This is a genomic window from Pseudomonas sp. B21-035, assembly GCF_024748945.1.
GTDB lineage: Bacteria > Pseudomonadota > Gammaproteobacteria > Pseudomonadales > Pseudomonadaceae > Aquipseudomonas.
On sequence record NZ_CP087179.1, the window covers coordinates 3,777,370 to 3,797,258 of the forward strand.

A 19,889-nucleotide genomic window follows, 5' to 3' on the forward strand; every position below is an offset into this window, starting at 1 on the left:
TCATTGCTCCTGAGCCTCGGCAAACAGCGCTTCGAGCGCCTGGACCTTGTCTTCGCTGACCGCCTCGTCACGGTGCATCTCGATCTGCCGGGCCAGCAGCTCCACGGTTTCGCCCTCGAAGAACACCTTGAGCGGCAAGGTGACATTGAGCCGCGCCTGAACCTGAGAACGAATCCGCGTGGCCAGCAACGAATGCCCGCCCAGGGCAAAGAAGTTGTCGTTGATACCCACCCGCTCCAGTTGCAAAGCCTCCTGCCAGACCTCGGCCAACAATTGCTCGAGCTCATTGCCCGGCGCGACGTAGGCAACACCGTCCAATGCCCGCGCAGCCAGAGCGGTCCGGTCAAGCTTGCCATTGGGGGTACGGGGCAGGCTTTGCACCGCCTGCAACGTCGAGGGCACCATGTACTCAGGCAACTGCTCTCGCAACAGTCCCAGCAATTGCACGGTCCGCGGCTGCGCATCGGCCATGGCGGCCAACACCACATAAGCCACCAGTTGCTTGCCGGCGGCGGTGTCGCGGGCGATGGCCACGGCCTCGCGCACGCCCTCCTGCGAACCCAGCAGAGCTTCGATCTCACCCAGCTCGATGCGGTGGCCACGAATTTTCAATTGATGATCCAGCCGACCGAGGTAATCGACCAGGCCGTCGGCGCGCACACAGGCAAGGTCGCCGGTGCGATAACAGCGCTGGCCCGGCTCGCTGGCGAACGGATCCGGAACGAAGCGACTGGCCGTCAGCCCGGGCCTGTTGAGATATCCCCGGCTAAGCCCGGCACCGGCAACGTACAACTCACCCTCCTGGGCAACCCCCGCCCAGCGCTGTTGATCATCAAGAACATACAGGCGAGTGCCGGCAATGGGCTCACCGATGGCGACGCGCAGTTCGTGATCAACGCGATCCTCTGGCGCCACCTGGTAGGCGCAGCACCAGACAGTGCTCTCCGAGGGCCCGTATTCGTTGACCAGCGTTACCCCCGGCAGTGCCTGGCGGTGGCGGCGCAGCAGCTCGGGAGGACAAACCTCGCCGGCAACAATGGCGCAACGCAACGCGGGCGCCGCCTGCAGATGCTCAAGCACCTGGGCGTGCAGCGACGGCAGGGCGAGAAAGTGCGAGATGGCCTGGCGCTCTATCAGTTGGGCAATGGCTTGAGGGTCCTTGTGCGCCTGCTCAAGCGGCAGGCACAGGCTGCCGCCCTGCCCCAGGGACCAGAAAATCCCCGCCACGGAGCTGTCGAACGAGAACGACGAGAGCATCAGGAAGCGTTGCACCGGCTGCTGATAGAACTGCACCCGCGCCTGGGTCGAGGCCAGCGCATTGGCGTGGCTGACCATCACCCCCTTGGGTGTGCCGGTGGAGCCTGAGGTGTAGATCACGTACGCCAGGTCATCCGCCTCGCCGCAACTGGCCAGCGGGCTGTCATCGACCTGATCGAGCGCCTCGTCATCCAGGCTGAGCAGGGTTGTCGTCGCCGGCATGGCGATAGCCGGATCAAGCGCCTGCAAGGCAATCAGGCACTCTACCCCAGCGTCCTCGAGCATGAAGGACAGGCGCTGCGCCGGATACTGCGGGTCCAGCGGCAGGTACGCCGCTCCCGCCTTGAGGATAGCCAGCAACGCCACGACGATCTCCACCGAACGTGCGCCGTAGACGCCAACAATCGCCTCACGGCCGATTCCGCGCTGGTTCAGAACGCGGGCCAGCTGGTTGGCACGGCGCTCAAGCTGGGCATAACTGACCTGCTGCTCGCCGATCTGGATCGCTGTCCGTTCGGGATGCTGCTGCGCGTGGCGCTCGAACAACTGGTGCAACTGGCGGCTGGCGCTCTCGCCCAGCGACTGGCTGCGGTCCAGTGCCTGCTGCAACGGTCGGGCCTGGGCGGCATCCACCAGGGCAACCTTTTGTGCTGCTTGCCGGGGGTCAGCCACGGCTTGAGTGACGAACTCAGCAAACTGAGCCAGCCAGGCGCGGCCCAGTTCGGCCCTGAACGAGCCGGTCGGCGACAGCAGGCGCAACAGCAGATCATCACCGCTGGGAGCTACCTGCAGGTGGAGTTTTTCCAGGCTGGGGCGATCCAGCCGGGCCCCCTCAATCGGCTGATCAGCCCAGGAAAAACCGAAGTCCAGCCCCGCGCCCTGACCACCGAGCATGTCCAGTTCGTTAAAGCAGTCCTGCCAGGACTGGCTCAACTGCAGCTGCACGGCAAAGTGCTCGGCGTAGCCGTCCACGGACAGATCAGCCTGGCGACTGAAGGCAACCGGCAAACGCCAGGCCAGATGCCCCAGGGTAGAGTGCAACTGCTCGTTGCGCCCGCTCATTGCGCAGGCCACCAGCCAATGCTCGCGGCCACTCAGGCGACCGACGAACAGCCCCCACAGCAACAGCAGTGATGCTGCGTCCGAGTCCAGTCGCCATTGCTGGCGCAGGGTGCGCAGCGCCGGCACAACCGCTGGCAAATGCTGCTCGTGTTGCTGCAATGCCCCCATGAACGGGGTGAGCCGTTCATAAGGCAGACGCGAGTCGACCTGCATGTCGCGGTACAGATTGCGCCAGAACTCGCCCCCCTTGCGGCCGATGTCCTCCTGCGCAAGACCGGTCTGCCAATCGGCGTAGTCGGCGTATTGCAACCCGTCGAAGGGGGCCAGCGACTGCCCCTGGTAGAGCGCGCGCAATTGCTCCTCCAGCAAACCCAGGGCAACCTCATCCAGGCTCGCCAGGGGCGCAGCGACTCGTAAGCGGTGTGCATCCTCGCCACTGCCCAGGCCCAGCACCAGGCTGTGGCTTGCCAACTGCGCCAGGCACGCTGGACCCGCCTGTTCGAAGGTGCCCGGCGCCACCGACAGCAGGCACAGGCGCGGCTGGGCATGAATCACCTGAACCGGACGTTTCATCCCCGGCATGTTTCGGTACTCGGTGCGCAGGATCTCGTGCCGTTCACTCAGGTCAATCGCCGCCTGCTCGAGCCGCTGGCGATCGATGGGGGCATCGAACGTCATGATCAGCTGGGCGCCGAGGATCGTGCCGCGGGCTTGCTGGGCATCGAGAATGGACGCTTGCTGGGCGGAAACCTGGAAAACTTCGGAAGGGTCGACTGGAGCGTTCATGGGGAATCCTTAACCAATTGCCACATCGACGCTGTTCAGCGCGATAGCCATTGCAGTGAGTATTTTTCGCGGCCCGGTGTATTCGTTGCGCGCGTGAACCGTAAGAATGTTGTCGAGAATCACCACGTCGCCCTGCTGCCAGGGGAACTCGACCATGACCTCTCGATAGATTTGTTGCAGGTGGGTGATGTAGTGCTCGGGGATTGCCGAGCCGTCACCGAAGAAGGTGTTCTGCGGCAGGTCCATCGGCGCGAACTCGGCCAGCAGGCTGGTGCGGATACTGTCTGGCAGCGTCAGCGCATTGAAAAAGGTCGCGTGATTGAACCAGACCGTCTCGCCCGTACGCGGATGACGGACCATGGCCGGACCGCGCTGGCGCGTGCGCAGCCGGTTACCGGGCTTCCACTGCGGCTCGACGCCGATCTTGCGGCAGTAGGCTTCAACCGCCTCGCGGTCTTCGGTCTGGAACACGGTCTGCCACGGCAAGCCCATGCCATCCCCATAGTTGCGCACATACAGCACGCCTTTGCGGGCAAACGCTTCACGCACCTGAGGATCGATCCGATCGAGAATCAGCCGTGTATCACCCAAGGGCGTCTCGCCCCCGGTCTGTGACGCCAGGTCACAGTAAAAATACAGGTGCAAGGGAAAGACCGGCGAATAGGAGTGCTCGTTGTGCGGGAAGATCTTCTCCACCGCCGGGTAGTCTGTGGAGCTGTAGACATTCAACTTGCGGGTAATCTGGGTACGTGGCGAAGCCCGGAACAGGTACTCGAGCGCGCCGCCGGAGATCACATCGACACAGCGGTTGAAGGTTTCAATGTCCTGTACATCGAAACCACGAAAAAGAATCGCCGCGTGCTTGTCCAGCTGTTGCTCGATCAGTTCGCGGTTTTCGCTGGCCCATTGCACCAGGCCCACGCCGGGTACGGTCGGGCGACACAGCAAGGGCATAGAGCCGCCTTCCAGCAGCGGCGAAAACGCCACCAACTGCTGGGCGCTGGCACCAAGGCTCTTTCTTCTGCCTTTGGCCAGTGCCGGTATGACGTGAGACTGGAAATCCGACATTTAACACCTTCCATTCGCTGATTCGACATTGGCGGCAAAGCCAACCGATAGATCCGTCCGGGCGCTGCTTCAATTCACCTGGTTACTGCCTGCGCGCTGAGGCGAGCGCCGGCGAATCGGGTGCTGCTGCAGCAATTGCGTTCTGCGCGCTAGCGCCTGATCCTTGCCGGCCTGCTCCTGCACGGCCCGCGAGGCGTCGAGCAGAGCCTGGAGCGGTTGCTCTGGCGCCTGAATCATCTGTTCGAGTACCAAGGCCGTCTGCGCAAACAGACAGGCCATGTCATTGCTTTCGTACAGCCCGGCAATGCATTTGAAGCCAACCCCGATGGTCGTCGACGAGTTGACGAACTCGGCGATCAGGTCCAGCTCCGCCGCCGCCTGCCCCGCGGCCCAGGGCCTGATCTGCAGCCCATCGATAGCCACCGGCTGCGCCCCTTGTTCCTGGTAGATGAATTTGATCGCGAACAACGGCGACTTGCCTGAACGACGCGGCAACCGCAGCGCCTCCACCAGGCGATCGAACGGCAGGTCCTGATGGTCCGAAGCACCGATGACCGTGGTGCGGCAGGACGCCAGGAAACTGCCGATCGTCTGTTGTTGATCCACCGAGAGTTGCAGTACCAATTGATTGACGAAGAAGCCGACCATTTCTTCAACGCCGGCGTGATTTCGGTTGGCGACATCCGTCCCCAGGCGGACCCGGGCAGCGCCACAGCGCTGGCTGACGACCAGGGCAAAGCCGGCCAGCAGGAGCATGTACAGGGTCAGGCCCTGTGCCTTGGCAAACTGACGCAAGCGCTCGCTCAAGCCCTGCTCAAGGGCAAACTCGTACACCTCGCAGTCTTGCTGCTGATCGGCGGATGCGCCGCTGCCACTGGCCGGCAAGGTGGTGAAGAAATGCTCGCTGCCCAGTTGCTGCTGCCAGTACTGCAACTGCCGGTCATGCTCCCCAGCCGCCAGCCATTGACGCTGCCACACCGCAAAATCGAGGTACTGCAGGCCTGGCGCGCTCAAGCCAGGCGCCACACCGGTGGCAAATGCCTGGTAGAGCGCGCTGAACTCGCGGATCAAAATGGCAAACGACCAGTGGTCGGCGACGATGTGATGCAGCGTCACCAGCAACACGTGGCGCTCTGGCTCGGTGCACAGCAACTGCACCCGCAGCAGCGGCCCACGCTGCAGGTCGAAGGGGCGCAGGGCCTCTTGCTGCACCTGTTGCGCCAGCACCACCTGCCGGTTGGCGCTGTCCAGGGCCTGCAAGTCGACACTCTCGAACGGCACGGGCAAGTGCGCCTGGACCCGCTGCCAGCTTTCGCCCTGATCCTCGAAGAACGTCGTGCGCAGCACCGCGTGGCGCGCAACCAGGGCTTCGAAGGCCAGGCGCACGGCCTCGACCTGCAATGGCCCGAGCAACTCCAGCGCGCGCGGAATGTTGTACATCGAACTTTGCGGTTCAAGTTGCCAGAGGAACCACAAGCGCTGCTGAGCATAAGACAGCGGCTGCGGCTGCGAAGCATCGACCCCATGCAAGTCCGGCAGCACGCGTCGGCTTCCGGTTGCCGGTAACTGCTCGACGAATGCCTGTAGCGACGGGCTGTCGAACAGCGCGCGCAAAGGCAGGTCCAGCTGCAGTTCATGGCGCAGTCGACTGATCACCTGGGTCGCCAGCAATGAATGGCCGCCCAGCTCGAAGAACTGGTCGTCGAGCCCGACCCGCTCAAGCTTGAGGACCTCCTGCCAGACCTGGGCGACCTGCTGCTGCAGCGCGGTGCTGGCGGGCCGATAAGGCTTGCTGGCGACGCTGCTGTCGGCCAGCGCCAGCAAGGCCTTGCGGTCGAGCTTGCCGTTCGGGGTCAAGGGCAGATGGGCAATGACGCTCAGGCGTGTCGGCAGCATGTGCGCCGGCAGGTTCAAAGCCAGGGACTGGCGCAACTCGCTGCACAGTTGCTGGCCCTGCGCCGCGTCCTCGAACAGCTGCCGGTCGGCCCCCACCAGGTAGCCCACCAACTGCTGTACACCTTGCTCTTGCTGGGCCACAACCACCGCATCACGGACCCGCGCATCGGCCAGCAAATGACGCTCGATCTCACCGGTTTCGATACGAAAGCCACGGACCTTGACTTGATGATCGGCGCGCCCGGCATACTCGATCTGCCCATCTGCCGCGTAGCAGCCCAGATCGCCAGTGCGGTACAGGCGCCCGCCAGGTTGCGCGGCGAACGGGTCCGGCACAAAGCGTTCGGCCGTCAACCCGGGCCGCGCATGGTAACCCCGCGCCAGTGCATCGCCGGCAATGCACAACTCGCCAACCACGCCCGCAGGCACTGGCTGCAGGGCCGGCCCCAAAACCAGCAGCCGGACGTTATCGAGCGGCCGCCCGATCGGCACCATGACCCGTTCCAGCGCCCCGGTGAGCATGGCGAAGGTGACCTCGATGGTGGCTTCGGTCGGCCCGTAGAGGTTGACCAGCGTACCCGGCCAGCGCTGCAACAGCTGGTTGGCCAGGGTTGCACTCAAGGCCTCGCCCCCTGCCATCAGATAGCGCAAGCTGGCCATGTTCTGCGCCGTCGCCGCCGGCAGCACCGCCTGCAGCAACGAGGGCGCCGCCTGGACAATGGTGATGCCCAGCGCTTCGACCCGGGCCCAGAGCCTGGACATATCGGCTGACAAGCCCGGCTCGGCAATGACCAGTTGCGCCCCGCAGATCAATGGCAGCCAGCACTCCCAGACCGAAGCGTCGAAGCTCAGGGCGGTCTTTTGCAGAACCCGGTCGGCAGGCTCCAGTTGCAGGGTGCGCTGCATCCAGTGCATGTGATTGGCCAGCGCCCCGTGCCGCACCTGCACGCCTTTCGGGGTGCCGGTGGAGCCTGAGGTGTAGATCATGTAGGCCAGGTTGTCCGGGTGCAGGCAGGTGCTGACATCGGCGATTGGCGGCCCGGCGTAGGCTGCGCTGTCGAGCACCAGGCGGGTAACGCCCGCCGGCACGTCCAGCGCAAGGCCCGGCTGAACGAGCAACAAGCGCGCGGCGCTGTCGTCGAGCATGAAGCGGATGCGCGCCTGCGGATAACCGGGGTCCAGTGGCAGATAGGCGCCACCGGCCTTGAGGATCGCCAGCAAGCCAATGATCATCTCCAGGCTTCGCTCGACAGCAATGGCGACGACCACCTCGGCCCCTACCCCAGCCTCACGCAAACGGACTGCCAACTGGTTGGCTGCGCTGTTCAATTGCTCGTAGCTCAGGCGCTGGCCGGCATACTCGACGGCACAGGCCTGCGGTGTGCGCGCCGCCTGCTGGCGCACCCAGTCATGGATAGCCAACGGCGGCACGTCCACCGGCGGCTCAGGTTGAGCCCGCTGCAACACCGCCTCGCGTTCGGCCTGCGCCAACATCTGCAGTTCGCCCAGCGGCGTCGACAACGCGTGCGGCAATTGCTCGAGCACAGTGCGCAAATGCTCGGCCAGGCCCTGCAGCGCCTGCTCGCCGATGGCGTCGCAGGCATAGTCGTAATCGAGCTGCAGCTCATCGCCCACGCTCACCGCCACCGACAACGCGTAGTGGGTCTGCTCCTGGTTCGCCACCGCACCAAACCGAGGGCCCTGCTGTTGTTGCAACGCCTCGGCCAGCGGGTAGTTCTCGAACACCAGAATATGGTCGAACAACGCATGGGCCTGATGCCCCGCCCAGCGCTGGATTTCGAACAGCGGGGTTTGCTCGTGCTCGCGCACCGCAAGGTTGAGCGCCTGCACCCGCTCCAGCCACTGCGCCAGGGTCTGCTCGGGCCGCGGGCTGGCAATGATCGGCAGGGTGTTGATGAACAGGCCAATCTGCTGCTCGATCCCCGGCAGCGGCAGGCTGCGCCCGGCCACCGTGGTGCCCACCACCACGCTGCGGCGCCCGCTATAGTGCTGCAGCAACAGCAACCAGGCCGCCTGCACCAGGGTATTGAGGGTGATTTTCTGCTGACGGGCGAAGGCACTTAGCTGCGCGGTGTGCTGCGCGTCGAAGCGCTGGACCAGGCTTGCACGCAGGCCCTGGGCCTGTGCCCGGCCCGCTTCGGGCAGGTAGCGCGCCAGGTGCAGCGGCTCGTCCAGCGCCTGCAGCTGCGCAGTCCAGAACTGCTGGGCTGCCCGTCCATCAAGACCCTGCAAATGCTCGATGTAGTCGCGGTAGCGGCTTGCCGGCAAGGCGCCAGGCTGGTCGTTGTAACGCGCCAGCACTTCGCCGAGCAGCCTGGCATTACTCCAGCCATCCATCAGGATATGGTGGTGGGTGTAGATCAAGTGATGCCGCTGCTCACCGGTGCGCACCAGATCGAAGTTCAACAAGCCCGCGACCTGCAGGTCGAAGCCGTGTTGACGCCGGCTCAGGGCCAGGCCCTGGAGCCTGGATGCCAGCCCGGCATCGCCGCGCCAGTCATGCTCGCGCAGATCAAGCCGGACCTGCTTGCAGACAAACTGCAGCGGCTGTGCCAGGCCGCCGTCCCAGATAAAACCACTGCGCAGAATATCGTGGGCCTGCACCGTCGCCTCCCACGCCTGGCGAAAGCGTTCCGGCTCCAGGCCGTCGACGTCAACCCGTAACTGGTTGACGTACTCGGCACCGTTGTTGCTGTACAGGGCATGAAACAGCATGCCCTGCTGCATGGGCGACAGCGGGTAAAGCTCATCGACCTGGCCGAGCAGCGGCGCAAGCTGATCGAGTTGCGCCTGCCCAAGCCTGGCCAGGGGGAAATCCGATGGTGTCGCCTGCGCGCCTGGCAGCTGGCAGCAATGCCCGATCAAGCCTTGCAGCTCATCGAGGTAGGCATCGGCCAAGGCCTGGACGGTACTTGCCTGGAACATGGCTTGACTGAACGTCAGGCGCAGGCCCAGTTGCCCTGCATAGACTTGCCCCTCGATACTCAGCCAGTTGGCCAATGGCGCATCGCTGGCCTGCCCGGCGCCACCCGGCTCACTGGCCGGATACAGCAAGGCGCGCTCGTCGAACTGACTGTCAAAGCGCCCCAGGTAGTTGAAGGTGATCCGCGGTGCAAGCGCATCACCGCCCAGGCTTGCGCGCTGCTGCGCGCTCCCCAGGTAACGCAGCACGCCAAAGCCCAGGCCTCGATCAGGCACCGCCCGCAACTGCTCCTTGATCGATTTGATCGAAGCCCCAAGATCATCCTCGGGTACCAGCCGAAGCGGGAAAATACTGGTGAACCAACCCACGGTACGGGTCAGGTCCAGGTGTTCGAACAGATCTTCGCGGCCATGGCCCTCCAACTGCAGCAACGCACTGTCATGCCCCGTCCAGCGACACACCGCCCGCGCCAGGGCGGTCAGCAGCAGATCATTGACCTGGGTGCGGTAAGCGCCCACGGCGTCCTGCAACAATTGCCGGGTGTGCTGCACATCGAGGCGGATTTCAATGCTTGCCGCGTCGCGGTTGTACAGCGTGCCCTGGCGGTTGTCACAGGGCAGGTCCACAGCGTGCTCAAGCTGCGCTTGCCAATATGGCAGTTGCTCGCCGGCACGCTCGAGGTAATCCTGCAGCTGCACAGACCAGGCCTGATAGGCACTGGTCTTGGCGGGCAGTTGAACAGCTTGCCCGGCCTGCAACCGGGTATAGGCCGACTGCAGGTCTTCGAGCAGGATCCGCCAGGAAACCCCGTCGACCAGCAAGTGATGAACCACCAGCAACAGGCGTTGACTGCCATCGCCCATGTGCACCAACAGGGCCCGCAGCAACGGCCCCTGCTGCAGATCGAGGCTGCGCTGGGCGGCCTCGCACAGCTCAAGTAGCTGGGTCGGCGTATCGGCCTGACGCTGCCACAGCTCAAGGGCCGCTGGCGGGGCCTGGTGAAACTGGCGCCAGCTCGCGCCCAGCGGCTCAAAGCGCAAGCGCAGGGCATCATGGTGATCGACCAGCGCCTTGAGCGCCGCTTCCAGCAACGCAGGCTCCAGCGTTTGCCGCGCATTGAGCAGCAATGACTGGTTCCAGTGCGCCGGTTGCGTCAGTGACAGCTCAAAAAAGCCCTGTTGCACCGGGGTCAAGGCTACATCGCCATGCACCGGCCCCTGCTCGATTTCGCGCACCGTACCGGCTTGCGCCGCCTGCGCCAGGCTGCGCAACGTCTGGTACTGGAACAGATCGCGCGGCGCCAGCAGCAGGCCGGCCTGGCGCGCGCGGCTGACCACCTGGATGGCAATGATCGAGTCACCGCCCAGCTCAAAAAAGTTGTCATCCAGACCAATGCGCTCATGCCCCAGCAGGGTCTGCCAGATCTGCGCCAGGGCGCGTTCACGTTCACTGCCCGGGGCCTGGTAGGCGCCTTTGGGGGCAGCCTGGGGCGCAGGCAACGCCTTGCGGTCGAGCTTGCCGTTGGGTGTCAGCGGCAACGCCGGCAAGACCATCAGGTGATTGGGCAGCATGAATTCGGGCAGGCTCTGCAGCAGCCAGGCCTTGAGCCGGGCTTGCCAGTCGTCCGGCGCCTCACCTTCAAACACCAGGTACGCCACCAGTTGCTTGCCCTCCGGGGCCAGCACCACGGCCTCGCGCACCAGAGTATGCTGAACCAGGCGCGCCTCGATTTCGCCCAGTTCAATGCGCAGGCCGCGGATCTTGACCTGATGATCAAAGCGCCCCAGGTACTCGATAACCCCGTCGACCCGCTGTCGCACACGGTCGCCAGTGCGGTACAAGCGCTCGCCACTGCCAAACGGGTCAACCACAAAACGCTCGGCGGTCAACCCCGGGCGGCGGTGATAACCGCGGGCCAGGCCTTGCCCCCCGAGGTACAGCTCACCCGCAACACCGGGCGGTACGGGCGCGAGGCTAGCATCCAGCACCAGGGTACGCAGGTTGGCGATCGGCACCCCGATCGGTACGCTGTCGCGGCCCTCGTCCACACAGCTCCAGTGGGTAACATCGATGGCCGCTTCGGTAGGGCCGTAGAGGTTGTAAAGCCCGGCCTGCGGCAACTTGGCAAACACCTGTTGCTGGGCATCCACCGGCAGCGCCTCGCCACTGCAGACGATACGCTTGAGGCTGCGACAACCCTCGACACCCGGCTCATGAATAAATGCCTGGAGCATCGACGGAACAAAATGCAAGGTAGTGACCTGATAACGCTCGATCGTGGCAATCAGCCGCGCAGGCTCGCGGTGTTCGCCCGGCGCGGCCACCGCCAGGCGGGCACCGCTGAGCAGCGGCCAGAAGAACTCCCAGACCGACACGTCAAAGCTGAACGGGGTTTTTTGCAGTACCGTGTCGCCGGCCTCCAGGCCATAAGCCTGTTGCATCCAGCACAGCCGGTTGACCAGCGCCGCGTGGCTGTTGCCGGCGCCTTTGGGGCGGCCGGTGGAGCCCGAGGTGTAAATCACATAGGCCAGCTGCAGCGGGTCGACGACGATGTTCGGGTTGCTCGTGGCGTAGCCACCCAGCCAGGCACCGGCCTGGTCCAGCACCATCACCTGCACCGCCTGCAGCGGCAAGCGCTCGGTCAGCGCCGCCTGGGTCAGTACCAGGCGCACGCCGCTGTCCTCGATCATGTAGGCCAGCCGCTCGGCCGGGTAGTCGGGGTCGAACGGCACGTAGGCGGCGCCGGCCTTGAGGATCGCCAGCAGGCCGACAACCATCTGCAGCGAACGCTCGACAGCAATGCCGACCAGGCTGTCGGCACCGATGCCGGCTTCGATCAGGCAATGGGCAAGCTGGTTGGCGCGGGCGTTGAGCTCGGCATAGCTGAGCGTTTGATCGGCAAACAGCACCGCCGTGGCATGGGGGCTGCGCTCGACCTGGGCTTCGATCAGCCGGTGCAGCGGTTGCTGCAGTGGATAATCAACGGATGTCGCGTTCCAGTCGACGACGATACGCTGCAACTCTTGAACATCAAGCATGCGCAACTGCTCGACAGGCGCGTGCGGTGCGGCCAGCATCGAACCCAGCAGGTTCTGCCAATGCCGGCCCATACGCTCGATGGTTGGCGCCTCGAACAGGTCGCTGGCGTAGGTGATTACAGCCTGCAGACGCCCGCCCTGCTCAAAGGTATCCAGGCTCAGGTCAAACTGGGTGGTGCGGCTTTGCCAGTCGACCTGGCTCATCTGCAGCCCGCCCGCCAGGTGCAGCGTGGTGACGTCGGCGACCTGCGGCTGATGGTTGTACATCACCTGGAACAACGGCGTGTGGCTGAGGCTGCGCTCAAGGGCAAAGGCCTCCAGCAGTTGCTCGAACGGCAGGTCCTGGTGCGACTGGGCCCCCAACACCGTGTCCTTGACCGCCGCCAGCAGTTGGCTGACGGTCGTCTGCCCGTCGAGCCGGGTACGCAGTACCTGGGTGTTGACGAAGCAGCCGATCAGGCCTTCGATCTCACTGCGGTTGCGGTTGGCAATCGGCACGCCAACGCGCAGGTCACCCTGACCTGTGTAGCGGTACAGGAGAATGTTGAACGCACCGAGCAGCAGCATGAACAGGGTCACGCCCTGGCTGCGGGCAAACGCGCCCAGGGCCTCGGCCAGTTGCGGGTCCAGGCTCAAGCGCTGGCGTGCACCGCGATAGCTGGGCAACGCCGGGCGCGAATGATCCAGCGCCAGTTCCAGCGGCGGGTGCTCCTCGCCCAACTGCGCGCGCCAGTAGTCGAGCTGACGCTGCTTCTCGCCCGCTTCCAGCCAGCAGCGCTGCCACAGGGCGTAATCGCTGTACTGGATGGGTAGCGCGGCCAGGGCCGGCACCTGCTTGCCCAGGTGCGCGGCGTACAACTGGCTGAACTCTTCAATCAGGACGTTCATCGACCAACCGTCGGAAACGATATGGTGCAAGGTCATCAACAGCACATGCTCATCGGCCTTGAGCTTGAGCAGCAGCACCCGCAGCAACGGCCCCCGGGCCAGGTCGAAGGGCTGCAGCGACTGTTGCTCGGCCAGGTCCCGCACGCGCTGTTCACGTTCGGCGGCATCCAGCACACCGAGGTCCAGGTGCTCGACCTGCGGCCATTGCGCAGCCGGCATCAGCGCCAGGCGTTCATCGGCTTGCTGAACAAACACGCTGCGCAGGGTTTCGTGGCGCTGTACCAGGCTGGCAAACGCCTGTTCCAGCGCCTCGACATCCAGGTTGCCCTGCAGGCGCACGGCGCTGGGCAGGTTGTAGGCCGCGCTGCCAGGCTCCAGTTGCCACAACAGCCACATGCGCTGCTGGGCATAGGACAAGCCGCCCTGCCCGGCCACCGGCACCTGGGCCGGGATCGGGAACTGGGCAAAGTCGACCCCTTCACGGGCCAGCCCCTGAAGAAAGATGCGGCGCTTTTCCAACGGCAACTCTATGAATCGGCGGGCAAGCTTGCGGGCATCTTCGGCATTCATCGGCTTTCATCCATCCAGGGGAACAACGAGCCTGCAGGCCCGGTAATTCAAGAAAAACGGATGACCGCGAATGAAAATTAAGCGCATCGGGCTGATGACCCAGGAGCTTTGAAACATTTGCTTTCAACTAACCCTGCGGGTTTTACGATTCTCGTTCGTCTTATCTATTGCAGTCCCAAGGCTGAGCATTGGCTCGACCTCAATTTCTCTGAAAAGACACCTGCAATGTCCCAGAAAGCGAAAAAGTCCAAATCCAGGCTGTGGTTCCTGGTCCATAGCTGGCTCGCCCTGCCGATCTGGTTTTTCGTCCTGATCGTCTGCGTCACCGGCACCCTGGCGGTGGTCAGCCAGGAGATCGTCTGGCTGGCCAACCCTGATGTGCGCGCCAGCAAGCCTGACGGCGACGCCGAGCGGCTGAGCTTCCAGCAGGTGCTCGATGCCCTGCACAAGGCCGAGCCGGACATGGCCGTGCGCTTTATCAGCCAGCCGGACGGTTCGCACTTTGCCCTGACCGCGGCGGTCACCTTCCCCGACGGCAGCGCCCCGACCCTGTACGTCAACCCCTATACCGGGGCGATCCAGGGCAAGAGCCCGGCGTTCAACTTCGAGGGTTTCACCCGTGCCCTGCACGGCTGGTGGCTGGTGCCGTTCACCAATGGCTACAGCTGGGGCTGGTATCTGGTGTCGCTGCTCGGCCTGCCGATGCTGGCCTCGCTGGTTACCGGGCTGGTGGTCTATAAACGCTTCTGGAAGGGATTCTTTAAGCCGACGTTGCGTTTTAACCATGGCGCGCGGATCTTCTGGGGCGACTTCCACCGCCTCAGCGGCATCTGGTCGATCTGGTTCATTGCGGTGATTTCCATCACCGGCACCTGGTTCCTGATCCAGGCGATCCTCGGTGACAACCACATCACCATTTCCACCGAACCGGTGGTGCCGGTGATTGCCCGCGAAGACGTGCCGCGCACCGAATCCGGCGCACCGGCACCGCGCATCAGCCTGGATGACGCCACGCGCATCGCCAAAGAGCAGATCCCCGGCCTTGATGTGAGCTTCGTGTCGCTGCCCGGCAACGCCTACGCCCACGTCTACCTGGGCGGGCGCGGCTGGTACCCGCTGATGTTCCAGACCGTCAACGTCAACCCGTACAACAGCAAGATCGAGGCGCAGTTCCTGATCAACGACCGCTCGACCCTGGAGTTCGTCACCGAATCCATGCGCCCGCTGCACACCGGTGACTTCGGCGGCCTGGCGATCAAGCTGATCTGGGCGTTCTTCGGCCTGGTGCTGTCGATGATGGTCTTGAGCGGCCTGCTGATCTGGACCAAGCGCACCGCCCAGGCCACCGCTGCCGCCCTCAAGCGCGAGCAACGGCCGCGCAAGCAAACCGCCAGCGCTACCGACACCGCCACGGAGGCCAGCCTATGAGCAAGGCAGCAGTTGCGCCGCAAAGCCCGTTGAGCCGCTTCTGGCACAAGTGGCGCTTTCACCTGAACATCCTGCTGTTGCTGATCCCGCTCGGCTTCATGCCCAAGTACTTTGCCGATGCCGCGCTGTTTCGCGGTGACAGCGGTCTGGGCGAGCGCGAGCTGGGCGAGATCAAGGTCGGGCCGTGGAGCGTGCAGCTGGCCGAACTGCGCGATGAAGCACCGCGCGCCGATGGCCCTGCCGGTCACTTCAAGGCCTTTAACATTGCTCTGTGCCAGGCCTGCATTCCCGAGGTCAAGGCGGCTTACCTGCGCATCGGCAAGCCGCGCAGCCTGCGCGCCGCCGGGACGATTTTCTTCGGCACCCCGTACCGCATGAGCACCAGCCTGCCAGTGCCGGCCAAGACCCGCGCCGATGCCGAAATCTGGATCACCCTCGAAGGCTGGGACGGCAGCATGCAGCAGGCTGCCGTGCCGCTGAGCAAGGCCTCGCCGGCCACCGTCGCCTGGCTGAACAAACAAGGAGGCAAATGATGACGTTGCGCAAACTGCTGCTGCCGTTGCTGCTGCTTGGCGCAAGCGGCCAGGCCATGGCCCACAACCCGATGTGCGAATGCAAGCCGATCGATGGCGGGCAAATCGAATGCACCGGCGGCTTTTCCGACGGTAGCGGCGCGCCCGGGGTAACCCTCGACGTGATCGGCTACAACGAAGAGATCCTGGTGCCGGGCAAGCTGGGGGAAAACTCCAAGCTGACCTTCAAGCGCCCTGAAGGCGAGTTCTATGTGCTGTTCGACGCAGGCCCCGGCCACGTGGTGGAAATCGACTACGCAGATATCGAGCAATGAGCCGCGTGCAGGTGGTGCGCCCGGCCGGTGCCGGGCATGAAACCCTGTACGTGCTGCTGGTCAGTTTGTTGATCCTGGCGGTGGCCGCCGGCATCGTCGCCCTGCGCGGCGAACGGCATGACGAGGTCAGCATCGAGGCCCACCAACTGGATGCCCGCCGCGACCTGACGGCCGCCGAGCAAGGCGTGTATGCCGACCTGCGGGTGGCCTTCGACGAGATCCAGGCACGCCGCGAAGAAGCCCCACAGTTGCTGGCCGTCGAAGACCTGGCCGAAGAAGGCTTCCCGCCCTTCGTCGCCGATGCCAGCGCCGCCAGCCGCGGCCAGCACCACTGGCAACTGCTGCAGGAACGCGCCTACCTGGGCCTGAGCCAGGCCAGCACGGTGGCCGGCAGTTTCCTCTTGCTGGTGCCCGAAGCCGTGGACGGCACAGCCGACGTCTGGCTGCAGCGCAGCCCTTCCGCCAGCGCCCCTGCCGACTTCAGCCAGGCCGCGCTGATCGCCGCCGGCTGGCAACAGATCGCCGCCCACTACGACGCCGGCGTCACCCGCCAGCATCGTCACTGACACAAGGACGCCCCATGTTTCGCGCCACCCTCGCCCGTCGCCTTCTAAGTGTGTTCCTCGCCTGCGCCCTGCCCGCCCTGGCGGTGGCCGATAACGGCAAGCCGCTGCGTATCGGCATCACCCTGCACCCGTACTACAGCTACGTGAGCAATATCGTCGGTGACAAGGCCGAGGTGGTGCCGCTGATTCCGGCCGGCTTCAACCCCCATGCCTACGAGCCACGGGCCGAGGACATCAAGCGCATCGGTACCCTGGACGTGATCGTGCTCAACGGCGTCGGCCATGACGACTTTGCCGACCGGATGATCGCCGCCAGCGAAAAACCCGCCATCGCCACCATCGAATCGAACAGCAACGTACCGCTGCTGGCCGCCACCGGCGTGGCCGCGCGCGGCGCCGGCAAGGTGGTCAACCCGCATACCTTCCTGTCGATCAGCGCCAGCATCGCCCAGGTCAACAACATCGCCCGCGAACTGGGCAAGCTCGACCCGGACAACGCCAAGTACTACAGCCAGAACGCCCGCGCCTACGCCAAGCGCCTGCGCAAACTGCGCGCCGAAGCCCTGGCCCAGGTCACCGAAGCGCCGGGCGCCGAATTTCGCGTGGCGACCATCCACGCCGCCTACGATTACCTGGTGCGCGAGTTCGGCCTGGAGGTCACCGCCGTGGTGGAACCGGCCCATGGCATCGAACCCAGCCCGAGCCAGCTGAAAAAGACCATCGACCAGCTCAAGGCCCTGGATGTGAAGGTGATCTTCTCGGAGATGGACTTCCCTTCGGCCTATGTCGAAACCATCCAGCGTGAGTCAGGGGTGAAGATCTACCCGCTGACGCACATCTCCTACGGCGAATACAGCAAGGAGAAGTACGAAGTCGAGATGAAGCGCAACCTCGACACCGTGGTGCGGGCGATCAAGGAGTCCCAGGCATGACCGTGGCCCAGCCGCTGCTCAACCGCGCCTGCGGGCCGGACATTGCCTTCGCCGAGGTCGACCTGACCCTGGGCCGCACGCGCATCCTCGACAAAGTCAGCTTCAGCGTTGCCGCCGGCAGCGTGCATGCGCTGGTCGGGCCCAATGGCGGCGGCAAGAGCTCGCTGATCAAGACCCTGCTCGGGCAGATGCCGCACCAGGGCCAGTTGACCCTGACCTGGCCGGGCGACCAGCAGATCATCGGCTACGTACCCCAGGCCCTGGAATTCGACCGTGGCCTGCCAATGACCGTGGACGACTTCATGGCCGCCATGTGCCAGCGCCGCCCGGCCTTTCTCGGCCTGTCAGCCAAGGTGGCGCCGGCCATCGACGCGGCGCTGCAGCGGGTGGGCATGCTCGACAAGCGCAAGCGGCGCATGGGCGCCCTCTCCGGGGGCGAGCGCCAGCGCGTGCTGCTGGCCCAGGGGTTGATCCCGGCGCCGCAATTGCTGGTGCTCGATGAGCCGATGTCGGCGCTGGACGAGGCCGGTATCCAGGTGTTCGAGCGCCTGCTGCACGAGTGGCGCGCTGCCGGCACCACGGTGCTGTGGATCGAACACGACCTGGAAGCCGTGGCACGCCTGGCCGACCGCGTTACCGGCCTGAGTCGCCGGGTGCTGTTCGATGCGCCACCGAAACAGGCACTGACCCCGGACCGCCTGCTCAGCCTGTTCTCCATCCACCCGCGCAGCGAGAGCACTGCCTGATGAACTACGAAGAATTTCGCCTGCTGATCCAGGGCTGGGCCACTGCCGGTTACCTGCCCGAGGCCCTGGCCTACGGCTTTGTGGTCAATGCCCTGCTCGCCGGCCTGATGATCGGCCCGGTGCTCGGCGGCCTTGGCACCCTGGTGGTGGTCAAGCGCTTTGCCTTCTTCTCCGAAGCGGTCGGCCACGCGGCGCTGACCGGCGTTGCCATCGGCATCCTGCTTGGCGAACCCTACACCGGTCCCTATGGCAGCCTGTTCGGCTACTGCCTGCTGTTCGGCATCCTGCTGAACTTTCTGCGCAACCGCACCGGGCTCTCGCCCGACACCCTGATCGGCGTGTTCCTCTCGGTATCCTTGGCCCTGGGCGCCAGCCTGCTGCTGATGCTGGCCGGCAAGATCAACGTGCACATCCTCGAGAACGTGCTGTTCGGCTCGGTGCTGACCGTCAGCGGCCAGGACCTGCTGGTGCTCGGCATCGTCGCCAGCCTGGTGCTGGCCCTGGCCTTGCCGCTGTACAACCGCATCATGCTGGCCAGCTTCAACCCGCAACTGGCGGCGGTGCGCGGCGTTGCGGTGAAGAGCCTGGACTACCTGTTCGTGGTGCTGGTGACCCTGGTCACGGTGGCGGCGGTGAAAGTCATCGGTGCAATTCTGGTCGGCGCCTTGCTGGTGATTCCGGCAGCGGCGGCGCGCTTGATCAGCCAGTCGCTCAAGGGCTTTTTCTGGGCTTCGGTGCTGATCGCCACCCTGAGCACTTTGGTAGGCATCCTGCTGCCGATCGTCTTCGACCTGCCGGTGCCTTCGGGTGCGGCGATCATCCTCGTCGCCGGCTGCTGCTTCGCCCTCGCCGCCCTCGCCCGCGGCCTTGTTCCACGCCTGCAAGGAAACCCGGCATGACCTTCAAACTCCAGCACCTGTGCCTGGCCCTGGCCCTGGCCGGCCTGCCGACCCTGAGCCTGGCCCAGAGCGCCCCGGCGGCGGCCAAACAACAAGCGGCCGGGGTGACCGTCCTGGCCTCGCTGCCGGTGACCAACACCCTGGCCAGCGCCCTGCTCGACGGCACCTCGGTAAAACTGCAACGGGCAGCGCCGGCGAATATTCCGGCCTCGCGCCAGCCCTCGTACTTCAGCGGCCGCGGTGGTGCCAGCCTGCAAAAGGCTGCTGGCGGCGCCGATGCGGTGATCGGCCTGCGCTCGATCTGGAGCGACGACCCGTTGTACCCGGTGGCGCGGCGCAGCAATATCCGCATCGTCGAGATCGACGCCGCGCGCCCGGTCGATGGCGCCCTGCCGGGCATCGCCGTGCAGGGCAACAATGCCTTTGCCGGCTACCCGTGGCTGAACCCGAGCAACCTCGGGCGCATGGCCGATGTGCTGGCCAACGACCTGGGGCGCTTGAGCCCGGCCGACCAACCGAAAATCCAGAGCAACCTGGCGGCGCTCAAACGCCAGTTGCTCGAGCTCAGTGCCGGCAGCGAAGCGCGCCTGGCCGAAGCGGACAACCTCAGCGTGGTGAACCTGTCGGATCGCCTGGATTACCTGGTCAGCGGATTGAACCTGGACCTGATCGACCACCCGCAGGTGGCCGATGACCAGTGGGATGCGGCGGCGCTCAAGCGCCTGGGCGATGAGCTCAAGAACCAGGAGGTGGCGCTGGTGCTTCATCACAAGCAGCCGAGCAAGGAAGTCGCCGAGGTGATAGCAGCCTCCGGGGCCAAGCTGCTGGTGGTGGAGACCGATGCCCAGGATTCACTGGCGGGGTTGAAGGCCAGTGTCGAGCAGGTGGTGGGGGCGTTGGTCGCCGGCAATAGCTGAGGGCCTCATCGCAGGTCCCTGTGGGAGCGGCGGTGCGGCGACCCG

At 64.9% G+C, this 19,889-nt stretch carries 11 protein-coding genes; 8 read left to right on the top strand and 3 right to left on the bottom strand.

The features are described 5' to 3' along the window. The 3 genes from LOY22_RS17145 to LOY22_RS17155 all read right to left on the bottom strand — a co-directional run bounded on the left by LOY22_RS17145 (position 1) and on the right by LOY22_RS17155 (position 13,509). Positions 1 to 3,105 carry an amino acid adenylation domain-containing protein gene (locus LOY22_RS17145; RefSeq protein ID WP_258594152.1) on the bottom strand — a complete coding sequence of 1,035 codons (3,105 nt, stop codon included), beginning with the start codon at positions 3,103 to 3,105 and terminating at the stop codon, positions 1 to 3. A 9-nt stretch (positions 3,106 to 3,114) separates the two neighbouring features. Beyond that, positions 3,115 to 4,173 (bottom strand): TauD/TfdA family dioxygenase, encoded by a 1,059-nt coding sequence (locus tag LOY22_RS17150; RefSeq protein ID WP_045194609.1) that lies wholly within the window; start codon positions 4,171 to 4,173, stop codon positions 3,115 to 3,117. A gap of 69 nt (positions 4,174 to 4,242) precedes the next feature. Next, complete coding sequence (locus LOY22_RS17155) at positions 4,243 to 13,509, bottom strand: non-ribosomal peptide synthetase (RefSeq protein WP_258594153.1); 9,267 nt, start codon at positions 13,507 to 13,509, stop codon at positions 4,243 to 4,245. A 225-nt stretch (positions 13,510 to 13,734) separates the two neighbouring features. Here LOY22_RS17155 and LOY22_RS17160 point away from each other — a divergent pair, with 225 nt between their 5' ends. The 8 genes from LOY22_RS17160 to LOY22_RS17195 are packed head-to-tail and all read left to right on the top strand — an operon-like array spanning position 13,735 to position 19,844. Beyond that, positions 13,735 to 14,937, top strand: a complete 1,203-nt coding sequence (locus LOY22_RS17160; RefSeq protein ID WP_045194614.1) for a PepSY domain-containing protein — start codon at positions 13,735 to 13,737, stop codon at positions 14,935 to 14,937. Further along, positions 14,934 to 15,470 carry a thiamine pyrophosphate-binding protein gene (locus LOY22_RS17165; RefSeq protein WP_213603814.1) on the top strand — a complete coding sequence of 179 codons (537 nt, stop codon included), beginning with the start codon at positions 14,934 to 14,936 and terminating at the stop codon, positions 15,468 to 15,470. Before LOY22_RS17160 ends, LOY22_RS17165 begins: the two co-directional genes overlap by 4 nt. Beyond that, positions 15,467 to 15,784: a hypothetical protein gene (locus tag LOY22_RS17170; protein ID WP_184959411.1), complete on the top strand. Its 318-nt coding sequence runs from the start codon at positions 15,467 to 15,469 to the stop codon at positions 15,782 to 15,784. The genes LOY22_RS17165 and LOY22_RS17170 overlap by 4 nt, the downstream gene beginning before the upstream one ends. Beyond that, positions 15,781 to 16,350 carry a DUF6162 family protein gene (locus tag LOY22_RS17175; protein WP_258594156.1) on the top strand — a complete coding sequence of 190 codons (570 nt, stop codon included), beginning with the start codon at positions 15,781 to 15,783 and terminating at the stop codon, positions 16,348 to 16,350. The genes LOY22_RS17170 and LOY22_RS17175 overlap by 4 nt, the downstream gene beginning before the upstream one ends. A gap of 14 nt (positions 16,351 to 16,364) precedes the next feature. Next, a complete protein-coding gene (locus LOY22_RS17180) occupies positions 16,365 to 17,282 on the top strand; it encodes a metal ABC transporter substrate-binding protein (protein ID WP_045194619.1) in 918 nt (305 codons plus the stop codon). Beyond that, entirely contained in the window at positions 17,279 to 18,028 is a 750-nt protein-coding gene (locus tag LOY22_RS17185; protein WP_258594158.1) for a metal ABC transporter ATP-binding protein, read from the top strand. The genes LOY22_RS17180 and LOY22_RS17185 overlap by 4 nt, the downstream gene beginning before the upstream one ends. Beyond that, on the top strand, positions 18,028 to 18,927 hold the full coding sequence (locus tag LOY22_RS17190; RefSeq protein WP_038994524.1) for a metal ABC transporter permease: 900 nt from the start codon (positions 18,028 to 18,030) through the stop codon (positions 18,925 to 18,927). The genes LOY22_RS17185 and LOY22_RS17190 overlap by 1 nt, the downstream gene beginning before the upstream one ends. After that, complete coding sequence (locus tag LOY22_RS17195) at positions 18,924 to 19,844, top strand: metal ABC transporter solute-binding protein, Zn/Mn family (RefSeq protein WP_093381075.1); 921 nt, start codon at positions 18,924 to 18,926, stop codon at positions 19,842 to 19,844. Before LOY22_RS17190 ends, LOY22_RS17195 begins: the two co-directional genes overlap by 4 nt. The last annotated feature ends 45 nt before the right edge of the window (positions 19,845 to 19,889 follow it).